The sequence below is a fragment of the Streptacidiphilus sp. PAMC 29251 genome (genome assembly GCF_054208735.2).
This window is the reverse complement of sequence record NZ_CM135725.2, coordinates 8,296,089-8,314,345: the sequence shown is the minus strand read 5'-3', so window position 1 is coordinate 8,314,345 and position 18,257 is coordinate 8,296,089. Positions and strand designations below refer to the sequence as shown.

Here is an 18,257-nt window from a genome sequence, read left to right as displayed (position 1 = left end):
CTCGATTGCTGTACCGTCTCGATCAGTCCACGAGGGATCAGTGACAAGAGGGAGAGGAGCAGAGCGTGGCCAAGCTCAACCAGATCATCGCGGTGGAGAAGGGCGTCAAGACCAAGTCCTTCGCCGAACTCACCGCCGCCCACCACGATGTGCAGAAGACCGCGCTGCTGTCCGGGCTCAGCCGGACCTACCAGCCGAAGGACGAGGAGGGCGAGGTACTCCCGCCCGAGTCGACCCGGGTGCAGGTCAAGGCCGAGGACGCGATCGCCGCCACCGCGGCGACCCTCACCCGGCTGTTCGACGTCACCGCGACCAAGGACTGGGCGAACTGCACCGCCAAGGCCGATGTCACGGTGGACGGCCGCAGGCTGGTCGAGGGCGCACCGGTGAGCTATCTGCTGTTCCTGGAGAAGCAGTTGGTCGACCTGCACACCTTCGTCAAGAAGCTGCCGGTGCTCGACCCGTCCGAGAGCTGGACCAAGGACGAGTCCACGGACTCCTGGCGGACCGACCCGGTGCGGACCCACCGCACCAAGAAGGTCTACCGCAACCACGTCAAGGCCGAGGCCACCAAGGAGCACCCGGCCCAGGTCGACGTCTACACCGAGGACGTCACCGTCGGGTACTGGACCCTGGTGAAGTTCTCCGGCGCGCTGCCGGCCCGGCGGGTCAACGACCTGCTGGAGCGGGTGGAGAAGCTGCAGCAGGCAGTGAAGTTCGCCCGCGAGGAGGCGAACGGCGCCGAGGTGGTCGACCAGCGGGTCGGCGGCGCGGTGTTCGGGTACCTCTTCGAGTAGTCCCCCACAGACTCCCCGCCTTCGGGCGGGGTGCGCGAGGAGCGCAAGCTGAAACTGACGCTGAGACTGACAACGCGGTCAAGTGGAGGTTCGAATCCTCCCCCGGGCACCACAGGCCCGGGTAGCCCAAGTGGTAGAGGCAACCGCCATCACCTTCAGACTCTCGCTCCAGATTCAGTATCGTCACCGATCGCCGGATCGAATGACGTCGGGCCCCCGTCGCAGGCTGCCGGTTCGAATCCGGCCCCGGGCTCTCCGTGCCCGGGTGCGCTCAATGGCAGAGCGATGCGAACTCAGGACTGACCTGACGTCTTAAATGTGCCGGCGTGAAATCCAGGTGGCACCTCACAGAGGCCCCGGAAGCGGGATATCGCTCCGGGGTCTCGCCACGTCCGCCGCCAGGGCCGAAGCGGTCGGTGGACCGGTCAGTGGCCTTCGAGGCTCAGTGGCCTTCCAGGAAGCGGACCGACCAGGCGTAGCCGCCGAGGCTGTCGGACTCCACCTTGCGCACCTCGACCACCTCGCAGCCGTCGTGCACGTACTTGCCGGCGAAGCGGGCCAGCCGCTGGGCGTCGTCGAGGTCCTCCATGGACAGCGGGGCACCGACCACCAGGTCCTCGTGCACGGTCGTTCCGGTCGTACCGTCGGCGGAACAGAGGCTGCATGCGTGTGCGCTGGGAAGGGCCATACCCCAGTGTGCGCCCCCGCGGCGCCCGGATCGCGCCCGGACCACCCGTGCTGTGGTCCGCCGCCCGTCCGTTGCTCGGAAAGGGTTGGCGGGGACCTGCCGCCCGCTGGCATGCTGACGAGGTGGAGAGACCGGAGATCTCAATAGAATTCGCCCCTGAACTGCACATCTTCGTCGCCGGTGCCCGGCGGACCGGGCGCTCGCCGCTCCTGACCGACGGCACGTCGACGCTCGGCCATGTCGTGGAGTCCCTGGGAATCCCGCTCACCGAGGTCGGCACCCTGGTGGTGGACGGACGCCAGGTGCGGACGGCGCACCTCCCGGTCGACGGCGAGACGGTCACCGTCGACGCCGTGGCCAGACCGCAGCAGCTGCCGGGCCCGACCCGCTTCCTGCTGGACGTCCACCTCGGCACGCTCGCCCGCCGGCTGCGGCTGCTCGGCATCGACGCCGCCTACGAGAGCGTGGACATCGGCGACGCCGCCCTCGCCACCCGCTCCGCCGCCGAGCAGCGGGTCATGCTCAGCCGCGACCGCGGGCTGCTGCGCCGCCGCGAGCTGTGGGCCGGGGCGTACATCTACAGCCACCGGCCGCCCGAGCAGCTCAAGGACGTGCTGGCCCGGTTCGCCCCGGAGCTGCGGCCGTGGACCCGGTGCACCTCCTGCAACGGCACCCTGCGCCCCGCCGACAAGGCAACCCTGCACGAGCAGCTGCACGACGGCACCGAACGCTCCTACGACGTCTTCGCCCAGTGCGACGACTGCGCCCAGGTCTACTGGCGCGGCGCCCACCACGCCCGGCTGGAGGCGATCGTCGAGGAGGCACAGCAGCTCACCGCTGCCGCACGGGGCTGCGCCGCGCGGAGCTGAGCCGGACCCAACGTGATCAGGACGCCGCCGCGCGGGCGACAGCCTCGGCGAGGACGGTGAGCGCCGGGGAGTCGAGCTTCCACTGCTGCCAGTAGAGCGGGACGTCCACGGGCCGGTCGGGGGCCAGGTCGACCAGGGCGCCGGAGGCCCGGTGGGGCGCCGCCTGGGCGTCGGGGATCATGCCCCAGCCCAGGCCGGCCGCCACCGCTTCGAGATAGGCCTCGGAGGCCGGGACGTAGTGCCGGGCGGTGGGAGCCGCCCGCCCAGGGGCCAGTCGGCGCAGGAACCCGTCCTGCAGGTCGTCCCTGCGGTCGAAGACCACCACCGGGGCGTCGCCCAGCACCTCCCGCAGCGGGCCGTGCGACAGCCGGTCGGAGACGAACCCGGGGGCGGCCATGGCCCGATAGCGCATCTGCCCCAGCCTGCGCACGGTGCAGCCCTGCACCGGGTGCGGGGAGGAGGTGACCGCGGCCATGACCAGGCCCTGCCGCAGCAGCTGGGTGGTGTGGTCCTGGTCCTCGCGGTGCAGGTCGAAGCAGATCGGCAGCTGCGCGGCCGCCGCGGCGAGCGCGGGCAGGAACCAGGTCGCCAGCGAGTCCGCGTTGACCGCGATCGACAAACGGGTCGGCCGGCCGGTCTCGGCCAGGCCCAGCTCGGCGCCGGCATCTCTTTCCAGCAGGGCCAGTTGGCGCGCGAAGCGGACCACGACCTCGCCGGAGGCGGTCAGCTCGACCGGCTTGGACCGCAGCAGCAGCACCCGTCCGGTCCGTTGCTCCAACGCCTTGATCCGCTGGCTGACCGCGGACGGCGTCACCCGCAGGGCGCGGGCGGCGGCGTCGAAGGTGCCCTCGTCCACGGCGGCGAGCAGGGTGCGGACCTGGTCCAGAGGAAGGTCTGTCATCACAATCGCTTATGTTACTGAAGAAACATTAGCTGGTCTGATGGAGCTGCCGTTCCTAGTCTCAGGTCATGCCCCACACTCTGCTCGCGGCGGCCGCCGGATTCGGCACCGGACTGTCCCTGATCGTGGCCATCGGCGCCCAGAACGCCTTTGTGCTGCGGCAGGGGATCCGGCGCGAGCACGTACCTGTGCTGGTCGCGATCTGCGCGGGGTCCGACGCGCTGCTGATCGGGCTCGGCATCAGGGGGGTCGGCGCGGTGCTGAAGTCCTGGCCGGGCGCGCTCACCGTGGTCGCCTGGGTCGGCGGCGCCTTCCTGGTCGGCTACGGACTGCTCGCGGCCCGGCGCGCGCTGCGCCCCTCCCGGCTGGACCCGGGCGGCGGCCCGAGCCGTTCGCTGCGCGCGAGCGTGCTCACCTGTCTGGCGCTGACATGGCTGAACCCGCATGTCTACCTGGACACCGTGCTGCTGCTGGGCTCGGTCGCCAACAGCTACGGATCGGAACGCTGGGCCTTCGGCGCCGGCGCGGTGACCGCGAGCGTGCTCTGGTTCGCCGGGCTCGGCTTCGGCGCGCGGCTGCTCGGCCGCCTCTTCGCCCGCCCGCAGGCCTGGCGGGTGCTGGACGCCGTGATCGCCTGCACCATGACGGCGCTGGGCGTGGTCATGTTCGGCCGGGGCTGACCGGGCTGACGGGGTCGGCGGGGCTCTGCGGCTTCTGCTCAGGTGTCGTAGTGGCCGTCCCAGGGGGCGTGGAAGCCCAGGCCGGCCGGGTAGAGCTCGATCCAGTCGTCCTCCTCCGCGCCCTCCGGGTAGTCCCCGTGCGACTCGGCGACCAGGCCGAACTGCTGGCCGTCGATGGTCTCCTCGAACCTGCGCACCGCGATGTCGCCGTACTCGCGCCCGGGGAGGGCGGTCAGCCAGTCCTCCAGCTTCGCCAGCACCTCGTCCACCCGGGGGTCCTCGCTGCGGTCCGCCGCCGTCGGCCAGACCCTGGTGTGCAGGTGGGTGCCGTCATGGTCGAAGAGGTGCAGCACCGCGTAGAAGCGGTCGCTGCCGCGGACCCCGGTGGCGTAGCCGAAGAACTGCCCGCCGCGATGGCGGCCGATGGTCTCGGTGCGGTGGTCGGGCTCATGGCGGATCGGCAGGATTTCGGGCATCGGCATGATCGCGACGATAGCGGCCAGAACTCGTACGTTCACGACACGCATCCGCATCACGCCCTTAACAAGCGCGGGGCAGGATAGTGATCACAGCAGGCAGCCAAGCTTGGCGGCAGCGAAGGACCGGAGCGGCTCCCGGTCCCCCGCAGCCGTCGACTGGACGCGACGGACGGCGTCACACCCGTCCGACCGCGCCCGCCCGCTCTCCGCGTTCCCGGGTGGGGGACACAGCGGAGTCAGGAGGGCCGGTCCGTCAAGGACCGGCCCTCCTGGTGTTTCCCGGCGGCCTCGACGCGTTCCGACTGGTCGCGGCGGTGTTCGAGGAACGCGCGTTCGGCGGTGTTCTCGGTGCAGTCCCGGGCCGCCCGGTAGGCGAGGACGGCCTCGGCATGGCGGCCCAGCCGGCGCAGCAGATCGGCGCGGACGGCGTGGAACACGTGGTATCCGTCCAGGTCGAGGGCGAGGGTGTCGACCAGGGCCAGGGCGGTCGTCGGTCCCTCGGTCTCGGCCACCGCGACCGCCCGGTTCAGAGCCACCACCGGGCTGGGGGCGAGCGTCAACAGCTGGTCGTAGAGCTGTCGGATCTGCCACCAGTCGGTGCCGGCCGCCTCGGTCGCGTCGCTGTGCACCGCGTTGATCGCCGCCTGGATCTGGTACGGGCCCGGCTGGTTGCGCCGCAGGCAGGCGCGGACCAGGTCCTGGCCCTCGGCGATCAGCTCGCGGTCCCAGCGGGCCCGGTCCTGGTCGGCGAGCAGCACCAGTGTCCCGTCCGGGGCGGAGCGGGCGGCCTGGCGCGAGCGGGCCAGCAGCATCAGCGCGAGCAGGCCCCTGGCCTCGGGCTCGTCCGGCATCAGTTCGACCAGCAGCCGGCCGAGCCGGACCGCCTCGGCCACCAGGTCCTCCCGGACCGGCTGGTCGCCGGAGCTGGCGGCGTAGCCCTCGTTGAAGATCAGATAGACCACGGCGAGCACCGAGCGGAGCCGGTCCGGCAGGTCGGCCTCGTACGGGATCCGGTAGGGGATCCGGGCGTCGCGGATCTTGCCCTTGGCCCGGACCAGCCGCTGGGCCATGGTCGGCTCCGGCACCAGGAAGGCCCGGGCGATCTCCGCGGTGCTGAGCCCGCCGAGCAGCCGCAGGGTGAGCGCGACCTGGGCGGCGGTGCCGAGCGCGGGGTGGCAGCAGGTGAAGACCAGGCGCAGCCGGTCGTCGCGCACGGGGCCCTCCTCGGTCGGTGCGGCGTCGCTGCCGCTGTAGCCGGCGCTGTAACCGGCCCTGTCGCTGTCGGCGTGCAGCAGGGCGGTTCGGGCCGCCTCGGCATAGCGGTCCTAGCGGGAGGCCTCCCGGCGGAGCCGGTCGATGGCCCGGTTGCGTGCGGTGGTGATGATCCAGCCGGCCGGGCTCGGTGGCGGGCCGGCCGACGGCCAGCGCTGCAACGCCGTGGTGAAGGCGTCCTGGACCGCCTCCTCGGCGAGGTCGATGTCGCCGAAGGCGCGCACCAGGACGGCCACCGCGCGGCCGTACTCCGCGCGGAAGACCCGCTCCACGTCCACCGGGCCCGGCGCGGTGGTCACTCCTGCCCCTCCACCTCGCCCATGAACGGCCGAACCTCGATCGGCAGGGTGCTCGCCAGCGCGGCCCGGCGGCCCCACTCCAGCGCCGCGTCCAGATCGGGCGCCCTGACGATGCAGAGTCCGCCGAGGAACTCCTTGCCCTCGGCGTAGGGGCCGTCGGTCATCAGCACCTCCCCCGCCTTCGACTGGACCACGGTGGCGGTGCTCCGGTCGTGCAGCCCACCGGCGAAGACCCAGGCCCCGGCGGCGCGCAGGTCCTGGTGGAAGACCTCGAGATCGCGTCCGATCTGCTCCAGGACCTCCGGTGCGGGCCGCTTGCCCTCGGCCGGCTGCATCACGCTGAGCAGGTAGTGCTTCATGGTGTTCCTCCTTGGTTCGGTGAGCGGCGCTTCCGACCGCTCACCCTCCATACGAACGGCATCGGCCGATATCGACGACCGGAGCAGATATTTATCTGAAGCGGGTGACGAAGCGGCGCTGCCAGGGGGTCTCCACGGCGTGCGGTGCATAGTGCGCGCGGACGTAGCCGACCGCCTCCTGCCGGGGCACCCCGTCCAGGACGGCGAGGCAGGCCAGCGCGGTGCCGGTGCGGCCCCGGCCGCCGGCGCAGGCGATCTCGACCCGTTCGGTCGCGGCCCGCGCCCAGGCCTCGCGCAGCGCGGTGCCGGTGGCGGCGCGGTCGGACGGCAGCCAGAAGTCCGGCCAGCGGAGCCAGTGGGACGCCCAGGGGACCGGCGGCGGTTCATGGCCCAGCAGATACAGCGCGAAGGCAGGCACCGGACCGGCCGGGAGCGGACGGCGGAGCCCCCGGCCGCGGACCAACCGGCCCGAGGGCAGCCGCAGGACCCCGGCCGCGGCGGGCTCCCAGGCGGCGGAGTCCTCCGGGAGGGCGGGTTGTTCCTCCGGGGCAGCGTTCACGGAACGAGCGTAGCCAGCGGCCCGCGCGGCGGCGGGCCCGCGCACAGCCAAAGTCCGCTGTTACCGCAGTGTTAGGGGCCGGCGGCGAGAGTGGTGCGTCCACCACTCCGCCGTTCGATGGGATCCGCTCATGGCGACGGTCAGTCCGCCCCCCGCAGGCTCGGCCCCCGCAGGCCCGCCCCGGCACCGGGCCGCGCCCCCGCCGCACGGACCGGCCGGACTGCCGGGGCTGCCAGGCCCTGGGCCGGTCTGGTCGCGGGCGCTGCTGCTGGTGATCGGCGCCGGGGTGCTGCCGGTGCTGTTCCTCTGGTGGCAGAACACCATCCCGGGATCCCTGGGCAACACGGCCGCGTATCTGACCGCCGCCGGACGGATCGCCGGGCTGCTGGCCGCGTACCTGCTGCTGGTGCTGGTCGCGCTGATGGCGCGGGTGCCCTGGCTGGAGAACCGGGTCGGCTCGGATGTGACCGTCCGCTACCACCGGGCGCTGGGCGAGTACACCGTCGTGCTGGCCTGCGCCCATGCGGCGCTGATCGTGGCCGGCTACGCCTGGCAGACCGGGACGAACCCGCTGGCGGAGACCGTGAGCGTGGTCGTGGACTACACCGACGTCTGGCTGTCCGCGGTCTCACTCGGCCTGCTCCTGCTGGTCGGGGTGGTGTCCGCGCGGGCGGTGCGGCGCAGGCTGTCGTACGAGTCCTGGTACCACGTCCATCTGCTGGTCTACCTGGCGGTCGGGCTGGCCTTCGCGCATGAGTTCGCGGTCGGCGCCGACTTCTCCACCTCGCTGCGCAACCGGGTGCTGTGGTCCGGGGCGCACGCGGTGGTGGCGGCGGCCCTGCTGCTGTTCCGGGTCGCGGTCCCGCTGCGGCGCTCGCTGCGGCACCAGGTGCGGATAGCCCAGGTCGTGCCGGAGGGGCCGGGCGCGGTGTCGCTGTACCTGGCCGGTCGGGATCTGCACCTGCTGCGGGCCGAGGCCGGGCAGTTCCTGCGCTGGCGCTTCCTGGCCCGGGGCCTCTGGTGGCAGTCCCACCCCTACTCGCTCTCGGCGGCCCCCGGGGTGGACCGACTGCGGATCACGGTGAAGGACCTCGGCGACTCCAGCGCCTCGCTGGCCCGGCTGCGTCCCGGCACCAGGGTCTGGTTCGAGGGCCCGTACGGCGCCTTCACCGCACGCCGCCGCAGCCGCCGCGGCACCCGGCGAGTGCTGCTGATCGCCGGCGGCGCCGGGATCACCCCGATCCGGGCCCTGTACGAGACCCTGCCCGGCCGGGGTGCGGACCTGGTCCTGCTCTACCGGGCCTCCCGCACCGAGGAACTGCTGCTCTACCCGGAGCTGAAGGCGATAGCCGCGCACCGCGGCCTCGGTCTGCATCCGCTGGTCGGGCCCCGGCACGGGCCGGACCAGGACCCGCTGCGCGCCGAGAACCTGCGCCGCCTGGTCCCGGACCTGGCGCAGCGCGAGGTCTACCTGTGCGGGCCGGCCGGGATGGCGCAGGCCGCGCGCCGGGAGCTGCACCGCGCCGGAGTCCCCCGGCGCCGGATCCACACCGAAGCGTTCGAGTTCTGATCCCCGTTCTGACCCCTGTTCTGACCCCTGTTCTGATCCACCGTTCTGATCCACCGTCCCAGGAAGGCCGCACCAGCGTGCGCAGGATCACCATGGCCCTCGCGGCCACCAGTACCGGCATCGCCCTGGTCGTCGGGCTGAAGGCGCAGTCCGCCGGGGCGCCCCGCTCCGCCCTGGCCGTCGACACGAGCCCGCAGCGGCACCGGCCTGCGCCTCCGACCCCACGGCCCCCGCCGGCAGCGCGTCCGCCGGGCCCAGCACCGTCGCCGCCCCGCCGCCCAGCGGCCGGTTCACCGGCACCGTGGTCGACACCCGGTACGGCCCGGTGCAGGTGCAGGCGGTGCTGACCGGCGGCAAGCTGACCGAGGTGGTGGTGCTGCAGGAGACCGACGGCGGGCGCAGCCGGGCGATCGACTCCTACGCGCTGCCGGTGCTGCGGACCGAGGCGCTGGCCGCGCAGGGTGCGAACATCGACGTGGTCTCCGGCGCCACCTACACCTCCATCGGCTACGCCCGGTCCCTGCAGGCAGCGCTCGACAAGGCCGGGAGAGGATGAGGGCATGCGGATCCTGGTCGTCGAGGACGAACAACGCCTGGCCGAGCGTATCGCCGAGGGGCTGCGCGACCAGGGCATGGCGGTGGACGTCAGCCATGACGGCGACGACGCCCTGGCCAAGGTCGAGGTCAACGGGGCGTACGACGTCCTGGTGCTGGACCGCGACCTGCCCGGGCGGTCCGGCGACGAGGTGTGCCGGGAGCTGACCGGCCGGCCGGACACGCCGATGATCCTGATGCTCACCGCCCTCGCCGGAACCGACGACCGGGTGGACGGGCTGACCCTGGGCGCGGACGACTACCTCGGCAAGCCCTTCTCCTTCGCCGAGCTCACCCTGCGGATCCAGGCCCTGGGCCGCAGGAGGCACCAGGGCCGGTCCCAGTCCATCGTGCTGAGCTGCGGCGACCTCCGGATGGACACCCTGCGCCGGACGGTGCACCGGGCCGGTCGTCCGATCACGCTGACCGCCAAGGAGTTCACCGTGCTGCAGATCCTGCTGGCCGCGGACGGCGCGGTGCTCAGCCATGAGCAGCTGCTGGAACGCGCCTGGGACGAGCACGCCGACCCGTTCACCAACACCGTCCGGGTCACCGTCAACCGGCTGCGCCGCAAACTCGGCGCCCCGGACCTGGTGGAGACCCTGGTCGGGGCCGGCTACCGGATCGTGACGTGAACCCGCTGCCACCGCTGCGCGCGGCCTGGGCCAAACGCCCCGCGCTGACCATCAGGACCCGGCTCACCCTCACCTACGCCGCGCTGTTCGCGGTCGGCGGCAGCCTGCTGGTGCTCGCCCTGACCACGGCCTTCTACCGGCTGATCTTCCAGCCGCTGCCCGACAACGCGATTCCCAGCAGCCTGGACCCGGACCACGACCACTTCATCGGCCTCTCCGACCAGATCCGCGACGCCGCTGCCTCGCATCTGCTGCGGATCGCGCTGATCCTGCTGCTCGTGGTGGTCGCCACCTCCGCGCTGGTGGGCTGGTGGGTGGCCGGCCGGATGCTGCGTCCGATCGCCGCGATCACCGCCGCCGCCCGCCGGGCCACCGACACCACCCTGCACGAACGTCTCAACCTGCCAGGCCCCGCCGACGAGTTGAAGGAGCTCGGCGACACCTTCGACCAGATGCTGGAGCGGCTGGACGCCGCCTTTGTGACCCAGCGGCGGTTCGTGGCCAACGCCAGCCATGAGCTGCGCACCCCGCTCGCGCTGACCCGGGCCGCGGTCGAGGTGACCCTCGCCAAACCGGACCCGACCCAGGCGCAGTGGCGCACCATGGGCCAGGACGTCGCCTACTCCACCACGCGGGCGCAGCGGCTGATCGACGCCCTGCTCACGCTGGCCCGCTCGGAGCAGCGGGTCACCGAGCCGGTGGACGACGACCTGGCCGACGTGGCCGCCGAGGCCCTGGACCAGATCACCGCCCGGTGCCGGGAGCGGGGCCTGCTTCTGGACACGGACCTGGCGGCGGCACCGCTGCGCGGGAACGTCGCGCTGCTGGGCATCGCGGCGACCAACCTGCTGGAGAACGCGGTCAGCTACAACCGCGACGGCGGCCTGCTGAGGATCGCCACCGGACCCGTCGGCGACTGGGCCGAACTGACCGTCAGCAATGACGGGCCGCTGCTGGACCAGGCCGACCTCGACCAGCTGTTCGAGCCCTTCCATCGCGGCCGCGACACCCGGCAGAGCAGCCAGCCCAGCAGTCGGCCCGGCACCCGGCCCAGCAGCCGGGAGGCCAAGGCCGGGGCCGGTCTGGGCCTGTCCATCGTCCGGGCGGTGGCCCGGGCCCACGGCGGGGAGGTCACCGCCAGTGCGAGACCCGAGGGCGGACTAACTGTCACCCTCCGTCTGCCGGGCTCCTGACCGTCCTAGTAAGGTATGCCTCAGCTAAACGGGGCAAGCCTGCCGGGACAAGTCCGACGAGACCAAGGAACCAGGGAACCTGTTATGTGGGACGACGCGTTTCCGAGTTTTCTGATCGGGTTGAGGGAGGGGCTGGAGGCCGGACTGATCGTGTCCATCCTGGTCGCCACCCTGGTCCGCTCGGACCAGAGGTCCCGGCTGCCGCAGGTGTGGACCGGGGTGCTGGCCGCGCTCGCCCTCTCGCTGAGCTTCGGCGCCGTGCTCACCTTCACCGCCAACAATCTCTCGGCCACCGCGCAGGAGGCCTTCGGCGGGACGCTCAGCGTCGTCGCGGTGGCCTTTGTCACCGCGATGGTGTTCTGGATGCGGCGCAACGCCCGCAACCTCTCCGGCGAGATCCGCGACAAGGTCAACGCCGCGCTCGCGGTCGGCTCCGGGATGCTGGTCGCCACCAGCTTCCTCGCGGTGGGCCGCGAGGGCCTGGAGACGGCGCTGTTCATCTGGACCACCGCGCAGACGGCCGGTGAGAGCACCGGGCCGCTGATCGGCGCGGCCGTCGGCCTGGTCCTGGCGACCGGGCTGTGCTGGGCGCTGTACCGGCGGGTGCTGAGGATCAACCTCACCCGGTTCTTCAGCTGGACCGGCGCCGGGCTGATCGTGATCGCCGCCGGAGTGCTCGGCTACGGCCTGCGCGACCTGCAGGAGGGCGGCGTGCTGCCCGGCGGCCACAGCTTCGCGGTGGACCTCAGCGGCAGCGTCGACGCCAACTCCTGGTACGCGACCCTGGTCCAGGGCGTGTTCAACCTGACCACCCAGATGACCTGGCTGCAGCTCGGCGCCTACGTCGCCTACCTGGTGATCGTGATGGCCCTGTTCGTCCAGGGGCTGCGGCTGCCCAAGGCGGCGCCCGTGCCTGCCGCTGCCGCAGCCGTTGAAGCCGAGGGCGGGACCGAGCCGTCCGCCGCCCGTTCCCGTCCGCGCTGGCTGCTGCCGACCGCCGTGGTGACCGTGCCCGCCGTGGTCGCGGTCGCGGTGATCGCCGCCAGCAGCGGCAAACCCGCCGCCGCGGCCACCGTCTCGGTCTCACCGACCGCCTGCGGCCAGGGTTTCACCGCCCCCAAGCCGGGCCAGCAGACCTTCCAGATGCACAACACCGGCAAGGCCACCTCCGAGGTCTATCTGATCGACCCGGCCAGCAACGCCGTCTACGGGGAGATCGAGGGCCTGGCCCCCGGCACCACCCGCACCCTGACCGCCACCATCGGCAACGGCAGCTACGCCTGGCGCTGCGTGCCCACCGGCGGCACGGCGGTCACCTCCGCGCCCGTCCGGGTCAGCGGCGGCAGCGCGTCCGTGCAGGCGGTGCTGCCGCTGTCCGCCGCCGAGCTGGACGCCCCGCTGGCCTCCTACAAGGCCTATGTGAACGCGGGCCTGGCCACGCTGACCACCGAGACCGCCAAGCTGCAGGCCGACCTGCACGGCGGGGACCTGACGGCGGCCAGGACCGACTGGCTCACCGCGCACCTCCAGTACGCCTCGCTGGGCGCGGCCTACGGCACCTTCGCCGACTTCGACCAGAAGATCAACGGCCGGGCCGACGGCCTGCCCGGCGGTGTCACCGACCCCGGCTTCACCGGCTTCCACCGGCTGGAGTACGGGCTGTGGCACGGCCAGTCCGCGGCGAGCCTGGCCCCGGTCGCGGACCAGCTGACGGCGGACGTCACCGGGCTGCGGAAGGCCTTCCCGACCCAGGACTTCGACCCCACCGACCTGCCGCTGCGCACCCACGAGATCCTGGAGAACGCGCTCCAGTTCGAGCTGACCGGCGACACCGACGAGGGCAGCGGCAGCAACCTGGCCACCGTCCAGGCCAACCTGACCGGCACCCAGGAACTGCTCTCGGTGCTGCGCCCGCTGATCGCCAAGCGCAGCCCGGCCCTGCTGACCGGGGTGGACGCCGACATCGCCCGGCTGACGGCCCTGCTCGACGCCGCGCACCGGGGCGCCGCCTGGACGCCGGTGCAGCAGCTGGACCCGACCACCCGCGCCACCATCAACGGAGCGACCGGCCAGCTGCTGGAGGACCTCGCCCCGATCCCCGACCTGCTCGAGATCCGGAAGTCCGCCTGATGACTGATCAGCACCAGCACCAGCCCTCGACCGGAAGCTGCCCCTTCGGCCACGGGACTTCGCGCCGCACGGTGATGAAGTCGGCGTTGGGCGCGGGCGCGGTCGGCGCCGCCGTGGCAGCCGGCGCGGTCACCCTGACGACCGCCGGCTCCGCCTCGGCCGCGAGCCCGGAATCCGCAGCAGAGTCCGCCGCCGCGCCGGCAGGCGGCGCGGTCCCCTTCCACGGCGCGCACCAGGCCGGGGTCACCACCCCCGCCCCCGGCTTCGCGGCCTTCCTCTCCTGCACCGTCATCGCCGCCGACCGCAAGGGCCTGGAGCAGCTGCTGCGCACCCTGACCGAGCGGATCCGCTTCCTCACCTCCGGCGGCACCCCACCGGACCTGGGCGTCGGCGCCCCGCCGTCCGACAACGGCATCCTCGGCCCGGTCGTGCCCACCGACAGCCTGACCGTCACGGTGGGGGTGGGCGCGTCCCTGTTCGACGCCCGCTACGGCCTGGCCGCCCTGAAGCCGCGCCGGCTGACCCCGATGCGGACCTTCCCCAATGACAACCTCACGGCCGCCGAGTCGCACGGCGACCTCTCGCTGCAGATCTGCGCCGACCGCCAGGACACCGTGCTGCACGCGATGCGCGACCTCGCCAAGCACACCCGCGGCCTGATCCAGGTCAAGTGGCGGATCGACGGCTTCCAGAACACCCCGCGCCCCAGCGGCGCGCAGCGCAATCTGCTGGGCTTCAAGGACGGGATCGCCAACCCCGACACCAGTTCCAGCCGGGAGATGGACAAGCTGGTCTGGGTGGACGCGGGCGGCGGCGAGCCCGCCTGGGCCACCGGCGGCAGCTACCAGGTGATCCGGATCATCCGGATGCTGGTGGAGTTCTGGGACCGGGTCTCGCTCACCGAGCAGGAGCTGATGTTCGGCCGCCGCAAGGACACCGGCGCGCCCCTGGACGGCGCCAACGAGACCGACATCCCCGACTACGCCAAGGACCCGCAGGGCAACGCGATCCCGCTGGACGCCCACATCCGGATGGCGAACCCGCGCACCGCGAAGTCCGACGACTCCCGCATCCTGCGCCGGGGCTTCAACTACGACCGCGGCATCGACGCGGTCGGCAACCTCGACATGGGCCTGGCCTTCTGCTGCTACCAGCAGGACGTCAAGCGCCAGTTCGAGGCGGTGCAGACCCGGCTGATCGACGAACCGCTGGTCGACTACATCTCCCCGACCGGCGGCGGCTACTTCTACGTCCTGCCCGGCGTCACCGACGACTCCGACTGGCTGGGACGCGGACTGCTCGCCACCTGATCGCCTGATCGCCTGAGGAAAACGGGGCAACGCGGGTAGTCGGTCCTTGAACCCCACCGGGAGAGAGGACCGACCCCATGGATCTCCAGGACTGGCTGCTCGCCCCGGGCGAGCGGGGCAACCCGGCGACCCGGCTGGACGCCCGACGCGGTGACGGGCTGCCCTGGTCCCGCGGCAATCAGGTCCGGCCGCTGGTGCACGGCGCCACCTACTTCGCCGAACTCCTGGCCGCGGTCAAGGCGCAGCAGTCCGGTGACGTGCTGCTGTTCACCGACTGGCGCGGGGATCCGGACGAGCAGTTGGACGGTCCCGGCAGTGCGATCGGCGAGGTGCTGTGCGACGCCGCGCGGCGCGGGGTCGTGGTCAAGGGGCTGGTGTGGCGCTCGCACCTGGACCGGCTGGCCTTCAGCGAACGCGAGAACGCCTACCTCGGTGCGGAGATCGAGGCGGCGGGCGGCGAGTGCCTGCTGGACATGCGGGTGCGGCCCGGCGGTTCGCACCACCAGAAGTTCGTGGTGCTCCGTCATACCGACCGCCCCGAAAGGGATGTGGCCTTCGTCGGTGGAATCGACCTGTGCCACAGCCGACGTGACAATGCGTCACATCGGGGCGACCCCAACCCGCTGCCGATCTCCGACCCCTACGGCCCCCGGCCGCCCTGGCACGACCTCCAACTCGCCATCCGCGGACCGGCGGTGGGAGATGTCGAGGCCGGATTCCGGGAGCGCTGGCAGGATCCCTCGCCGCTGAGCCGCAGCCTGCCCGGACGGCTGCGGCAACTGGCCCGGCGCCAGGACACGGTGGCCGATCCGCTGCCCGAGCAGCTCCCCGACCCGGAGCCGCGCGGGACCGCGACGGTGCAACTGCTGCGCACCTACCCGCCGCTGCGGCACGGCTACCCCTTCGCCCCGGACGGCGAGCGCAGCATCGCCCGCGGCTACCGCAAGGCGCTGCGCCGGGCCCGGGCCCTGGTCTACCTGGAGGACCAGTACCTGTGGTCGGCGCAGGTCTGCGCCGGTTTCGCCGAAGCCCTGGCCACCCGGCCCGAGCTGCGGATGGTCGCCGTCGTCCCCGGCTTCCCGGACCAGGACGGCAGGCTCTCCGGACCGATGAACCTGCTCGGCCGGGTCCGGGCCATGGAACTGCTGCAGCGCGCGGGCGGCGACCGCTTCGCGGTCTACAGCGTGGAGAACCACGCCGGGACGCCCGTCTACGTCCACGCCAAGGTCTGCGTGATCGACGACGTCTGGGCGGCGGTGGGCTCGGACAACGTCAACCTCCGCTCCTGGACTCATGATTCGGAACTGAGCTGCGCCGTCCTCGACGAAGCGGAGGACCCGCGCGAGCCGCGCGACCCCGGCGGCCTGGGCGACGGCGCCCGGGTCTACGCCCGAGACCTGCGGCTACGGCTCAGCCGCGAACACCTGGACCTGCCGGACCCGGACCCGGACCCGGACCCGGACCCGGACGACGACGAGAACCAGGCCGAGGGCCCGGCTCGCCCAGAACCCGCGGGTGACAGCCTCTGCGACCCCGTCGCCGCGTTCGACGCCTTCGCCGCCGCCGCGTCCGCCCTGGACGCCTGGCACCGGGCCGGGCGGCAGGGCCCGCGTCCGCCCGGCCGGCTCCGCCGCTACACCGCCCCGCGCCTCTCCCCCGCCGCCACCGCCCTGGCTGCCCTCCCCGCCCGCCTCCTCGCCGACCCGGACGGCCGCCCCCGCGCCCTGCGCCGGCCCAACGCGTTCTAGGAGGGTGCTGGAGCGAAGCCCGCTTGACCCTCACGTGGCGTCATGCAGCACAGTCGACGGCATGGAGGAACACCTGACCGTGGGACGTGTGGCCGAACTGGCCGGCGTGAGCGTCCGCACGCTGCACCACTACGACGAGATCGGCCTGGTGCGACCGTCCGCGCGGACACCGGCCGGGTACCGGGCCTACGCGGCGGGCGACGTGGAGCGACTGCGGGAGGTGCTCGCCTACCGGCGGCTGGGCTTCGGACTGCGCGAGATCGCGGATCTGGTCGACGACCCGGCCACCGACGCGGTCGCGCGGCTGCGCCGGCTGCGCGGCCTGCTACTGGAACAGCGCGACCGCGCGGCCGCCATGGTGACGGCCATCGACCGAGAACTGGAGGCACGGGCCATGGGGATCAGGACCACGCCGGAGGAACAACTCAAAATGCTCGGCCCGCAGTTGTACGACACCATCGGCTCCGCCTACCCGGCCACCCGGCGCACCGAGCCGCGGATCGCCGCGAGGATCTGGGACGCGCTCGGGGACGCCCGGACCGTACTGAACGTCGGGGCCGGCACCGGCTCCTACGAGCCGCCCGACCGCGAGGTCACCGCGGTGGAGCCGTCGGCGGTCATGCGGGCGCAGCGTCCCCCGGGCTCGGCGCCGTGCGTGGCCGCCGCTGCGGAGAGCCTGCCGTTCGAGGACCAGTCCTTCGACGCCGCGATGGCCTTCAGCACCGTCCACCACTGGCAGGACCCGATCGCGGGCCTGCGCGAGATGCGGCGGGTGGCCCGCCGGGTGGTGGTGTTCACCTACGACGCCAGTGCCACCGACTGGCGCCAGCGGTTCTGGCTCACCCGCGACTACCTGCCCGAGTTCGCCGACCTCCTGGTCGGCTGGCCCTCGCTGGCCGACCTGACCCGCGCGGTCGGCGGCCGCGCGGAGCCGGTGCTCATTCCGTGGGACTGCGCCGACGGCTTCTTCGAGGCCCACTGGCGCCGGCCCGAGGCCTACCTGGACGAACAGGTGCGCCGCGCGGTGTCGGTGTGGACCAGAGTCGGCCCCGAGGCCGAGCAGCGGGCCGTGACCAGACTCCGCGAGGACCTCTCCTCAGGCCGCTGGTCCGAACGCAACCGCGACCTCCTCGCCCTCGACACAGCAGAACTCGGCCTCCGCCTGATCGTCACCTGACCGGCCGGGCGAGGGAACCGACCGGTCGGGCGCGGGAGCGCCGACCCTAGTTCCGCGCTCCCGCGGGCTCGGCGCCGACTCTGCTGCGGTGGACCTCGCGCAGTAGCGCCGCCGCTGCCGGGTTGACCGGGTCGCCGGTGACGCTGACCGTCTCCCAGCGCGGCTGCGCCCCGGCCAGCGGGACGAAGCAGGCGCGGTCGGTCTTGACCGTGAAGGACTGCGGGACCAGGGCGACGCCGAGGCCGGAGACCACCAGGTCCAGCAGCGAGTGCACATCGGTCACCTCCAGCGCGACCCGGCGATCGACCCCCGCGGCGGCGAGTACCTGGTCGGCCAGGTCACGGGTGCCCCAGTCCGGCTCGAAGTCGATGAACCGCTCCTCCCGCAACTCGGCCGGATCGACCTGGGCCCGGGCCGCGAAGGGGTGACCGGGGTGGCAGGCGAGGACCAGCGGCTCGGCGTCCAGGAGATCCACCAGCAGGCTCTCCGGGCAGCGGGCCGGGCGGGAGACGAAGGCGATGTCCAGCCGTCCGGTGCGCACCTGCTCGGTCAGCTCGTTCGACCCCCCTTGGCGCAGCCGGATCTCCAGACCGGGATAGTCGGCGGCGAACCGGGCCAGCACCGCCGGCAGGTGCACCACGTGCAGGCACTGCAGCGAGCCGATGGACAGGCTGCCGCGCAGCAGCCCCTGCACCGCGGCGACGGCGTCCTTGGCCGCGTCCGTCGCGGACAGCGCCCGCCGGGCCTCGACCAGCAGCGCCTGCCCGGCCGCGGTCAGCTCCACCGACCGGGTGCTGCGCAGGAACAGGGCGGCCCCCAGCTCGCGCTCCAGCGAGCGGATCGAGGCCGAAAGCCCGGACTGGGCGACCTGCAGCCGCCTGGCCGCCCTGGTGAAATGGCACTCCTCCGCGACCGCGACGAAGTACTCGAGTTGCCGCAGTTCCACGATTCATCACCAGAAGCGCTCAAAGGGATCAGTATCTTCTGTTGGACAGCT

Annotated in this window: 17 protein-coding genes, 1 tRNA gene and 1 pseudogene; 12 read left to right on the top strand and 7 right to left on the bottom strand. The window is 72.7% G+C overall.

What is annotated here, in order from left to right:
- Positions 1-65 precede the first annotated feature (65 nt).
- Both ACXKR8_RS39400 and ACXKR8_RS39395 read left to right on the top strand, forming a co-directional pair.
- Positions 66-797 carry a DUF7873 family protein gene (locus ACXKR8_RS39400; protein ID WP_458269307.1) on the top strand — a complete coding sequence of 244 codons (732 nt, stop codon included), beginning with the start codon at positions 66-68 and terminating at the stop codon, positions 795-797.
- Between the two features lie 115 nt (positions 798-912).
- Positions 913-1,050, top strand: a tRNA-OTHER gene (locus tag ACXKR8_RS39395).
- 189 nt (positions 1,051-1,239) lie between these two features.
- Here ACXKR8_RS39395 and ACXKR8_RS39390 read toward each other — a convergent pair.
- On the bottom strand, positions 1,240-1,422 hold the full coding sequence (locus ACXKR8_RS39390) for a hypothetical protein (RefSeq protein WP_462100027.1): 183 nt from the start codon (positions 1,420-1,422) through the stop codon (positions 1,240-1,242).
- 185 nt (positions 1,423-1,607) lie between these two features.
- Here ACXKR8_RS39390 and ACXKR8_RS39385 point away from each other — a divergent pair, with 185 nt between their 5' ends.
- Positions 1,608-2,354 (top strand): Mut7-C RNAse domain-containing protein, encoded by a 747-nt coding sequence (locus ACXKR8_RS39385; protein WP_458269305.1) that lies wholly within the window; start codon positions 1,608-1,610, stop codon positions 2,352-2,354.
- Between the two features lie 16 nt (positions 2,355-2,370).
- Here the strand turns inward: ACXKR8_RS39385 and ACXKR8_RS39380 are convergent, their stop codons facing one another.
- On the bottom strand, positions 2,371-3,255 hold the full coding sequence (locus tag ACXKR8_RS39380) for a LysR family transcriptional regulator ArgP (protein ID WP_458269304.1): 885 nt from the start codon (positions 3,253-3,255) through the stop codon (positions 2,371-2,373).
- Positions 3,256-3,323: 68 nt separating this feature from the next.
- On the opposite strand from ACXKR8_RS39380, the gene ACXKR8_RS39375 reads away from it, so the two are divergent.
- Complete coding sequence (locus ACXKR8_RS39375) at positions 3,324-3,935, top strand: LysE/ArgO family amino acid transporter (RefSeq protein WP_458269303.1); 612 nt, start codon at positions 3,324-3,326, stop codon at positions 3,933-3,935.
- Between the two features lie 38 nt (positions 3,936-3,973).
- On the opposite strand, the gene ACXKR8_RS39370 is transcribed toward ACXKR8_RS39375, so the two are convergent.
- The 4 genes and pseudogenes from ACXKR8_RS39370 to ACXKR8_RS39355 all read right to left on the bottom strand — a co-directional run bounded on the left by ACXKR8_RS39370 (position 3,974) and on the right by ACXKR8_RS39355 (position 6,903).
- On the bottom strand, positions 3,974-4,417 hold the full coding sequence (locus ACXKR8_RS39370) for a hypothetical protein (protein ID WP_458269302.1): 444 nt from the start codon (positions 4,415-4,417) through the stop codon (positions 3,974-3,976).
- Positions 4,418-4,650: 233 nt separating this feature from the next.
- Positions 4,651-5,985: pseudogene (locus tag ACXKR8_RS39365) on the bottom strand (RNA polymerase sigma factor).
- On the bottom strand, positions 5,982-6,344 hold the full coding sequence (locus ACXKR8_RS39360) for a YciI family protein (protein ID WP_458269301.1): 363 nt from the start codon (positions 6,342-6,344) through the stop codon (positions 5,982-5,984). The pseudogene ACXKR8_RS39365 and the gene ACXKR8_RS39360 overlap by 4 nt, the downstream one beginning before the upstream one ends.
- A 91-nt stretch (positions 6,345-6,435) precedes the next feature.
- Positions 6,436-6,903: a protein-tyrosine phosphatase family protein gene (locus tag ACXKR8_RS39355; protein WP_458269300.1), complete on the bottom strand. Its 468-nt coding sequence runs from the start codon at positions 6,901-6,903 to the stop codon at positions 6,436-6,438.
- A 130-nt stretch (positions 6,904-7,033) separates the two neighbouring features.
- On the opposite strand from ACXKR8_RS39355, the gene ACXKR8_RS39350 reads away from it, so the two are divergent.
- The 8 genes from ACXKR8_RS39350 to ACXKR8_RS39315 all read left to right on the top strand — a co-directional run bounded on the left by ACXKR8_RS39350 (position 7,034) and on the right by ACXKR8_RS39315 (position 17,260).
- Positions 7,034-8,473 carry a ferredoxin reductase family protein gene (locus ACXKR8_RS39350; RefSeq protein WP_458269299.1) on the top strand — a complete coding sequence of 480 codons (1,440 nt, stop codon included), beginning with the start codon at positions 7,034-7,036 and terminating at the stop codon, positions 8,471-8,473.
- Positions 8,474-8,774: 301 nt separating this feature from the next.
- Positions 8,775-9,029, top strand: coding sequence for an FMN-binding protein (locus tag ACXKR8_RS39345; RefSeq protein WP_462100026.1), 255 nt, complete (start codon positions 8,775-8,777; stop codon positions 9,027-9,029).
- Positions 9,030-9,033: 4 nt separating this feature from the next.
- A complete protein-coding gene (locus ACXKR8_RS39340) occupies positions 9,034-9,702 on the top strand; it encodes a response regulator transcription factor (RefSeq protein ID WP_458269297.1) in 669 nt (222 codons plus the stop codon).
- Positions 9,699-10,895: a sensor histidine kinase gene (locus ACXKR8_RS39335; RefSeq protein WP_458269296.1), complete on the top strand. Its 1,197-nt coding sequence runs from the start codon at positions 9,699-9,701 to the stop codon at positions 10,893-10,895. The genes ACXKR8_RS39340 and ACXKR8_RS39335 overlap by 4 nt, the downstream gene beginning before the upstream one ends.
- 84 nt (positions 10,896-10,979) lie before the next feature.
- Positions 10,980-13,025 carry an iron uptake transporter permease EfeU gene (efeU, locus tag ACXKR8_RS39330; RefSeq protein WP_458269295.1) on the top strand — a complete coding sequence of 682 codons (2,046 nt, stop codon included), beginning with the start codon at positions 10,980-10,982 and terminating at the stop codon, positions 13,023-13,025.
- Positions 13,025-14,335 (top strand): iron uptake transporter deferrochelatase/peroxidase subunit, encoded by a 1,311-nt coding sequence (gene efeB / locus ACXKR8_RS39325; protein ID WP_458269294.1) that lies wholly within the window; start codon positions 13,025-13,027, stop codon positions 14,333-14,335. Before efeU ends, efeB begins: the two co-directional genes overlap by 1 nt.
- A 77-nt stretch (positions 14,336-14,412) precedes the next feature.
- Positions 14,413-16,083, top strand: a complete 1,671-nt coding sequence (locus ACXKR8_RS39320) for a phospholipase D family protein (protein ID WP_458269293.1) — start codon at positions 14,413-14,415, stop codon at positions 16,081-16,083.
- A 61-nt stretch (positions 16,084-16,144) separates the two neighbouring features.
- Positions 16,145-17,260, top strand: coding sequence for a MerR family transcriptional regulator (locus ACXKR8_RS39315; protein ID WP_458269292.1), 1,116 nt, complete (start codon positions 16,145-16,147; stop codon positions 17,258-17,260).
- Positions 17,261-17,306: 46 nt separating this feature from the next.
- On the opposite strand, the gene ACXKR8_RS39310 is transcribed toward ACXKR8_RS39315, so the two are convergent.
- Positions 17,307-18,206 carry a LysR family transcriptional regulator gene (locus ACXKR8_RS39310; RefSeq protein WP_458269291.1) on the bottom strand — a complete coding sequence of 300 codons (900 nt, stop codon included), beginning with the start codon at positions 18,204-18,206 and terminating at the stop codon, positions 17,307-17,309.
- Positions 18,207-18,257 lie beyond the last annotated feature (51 nt).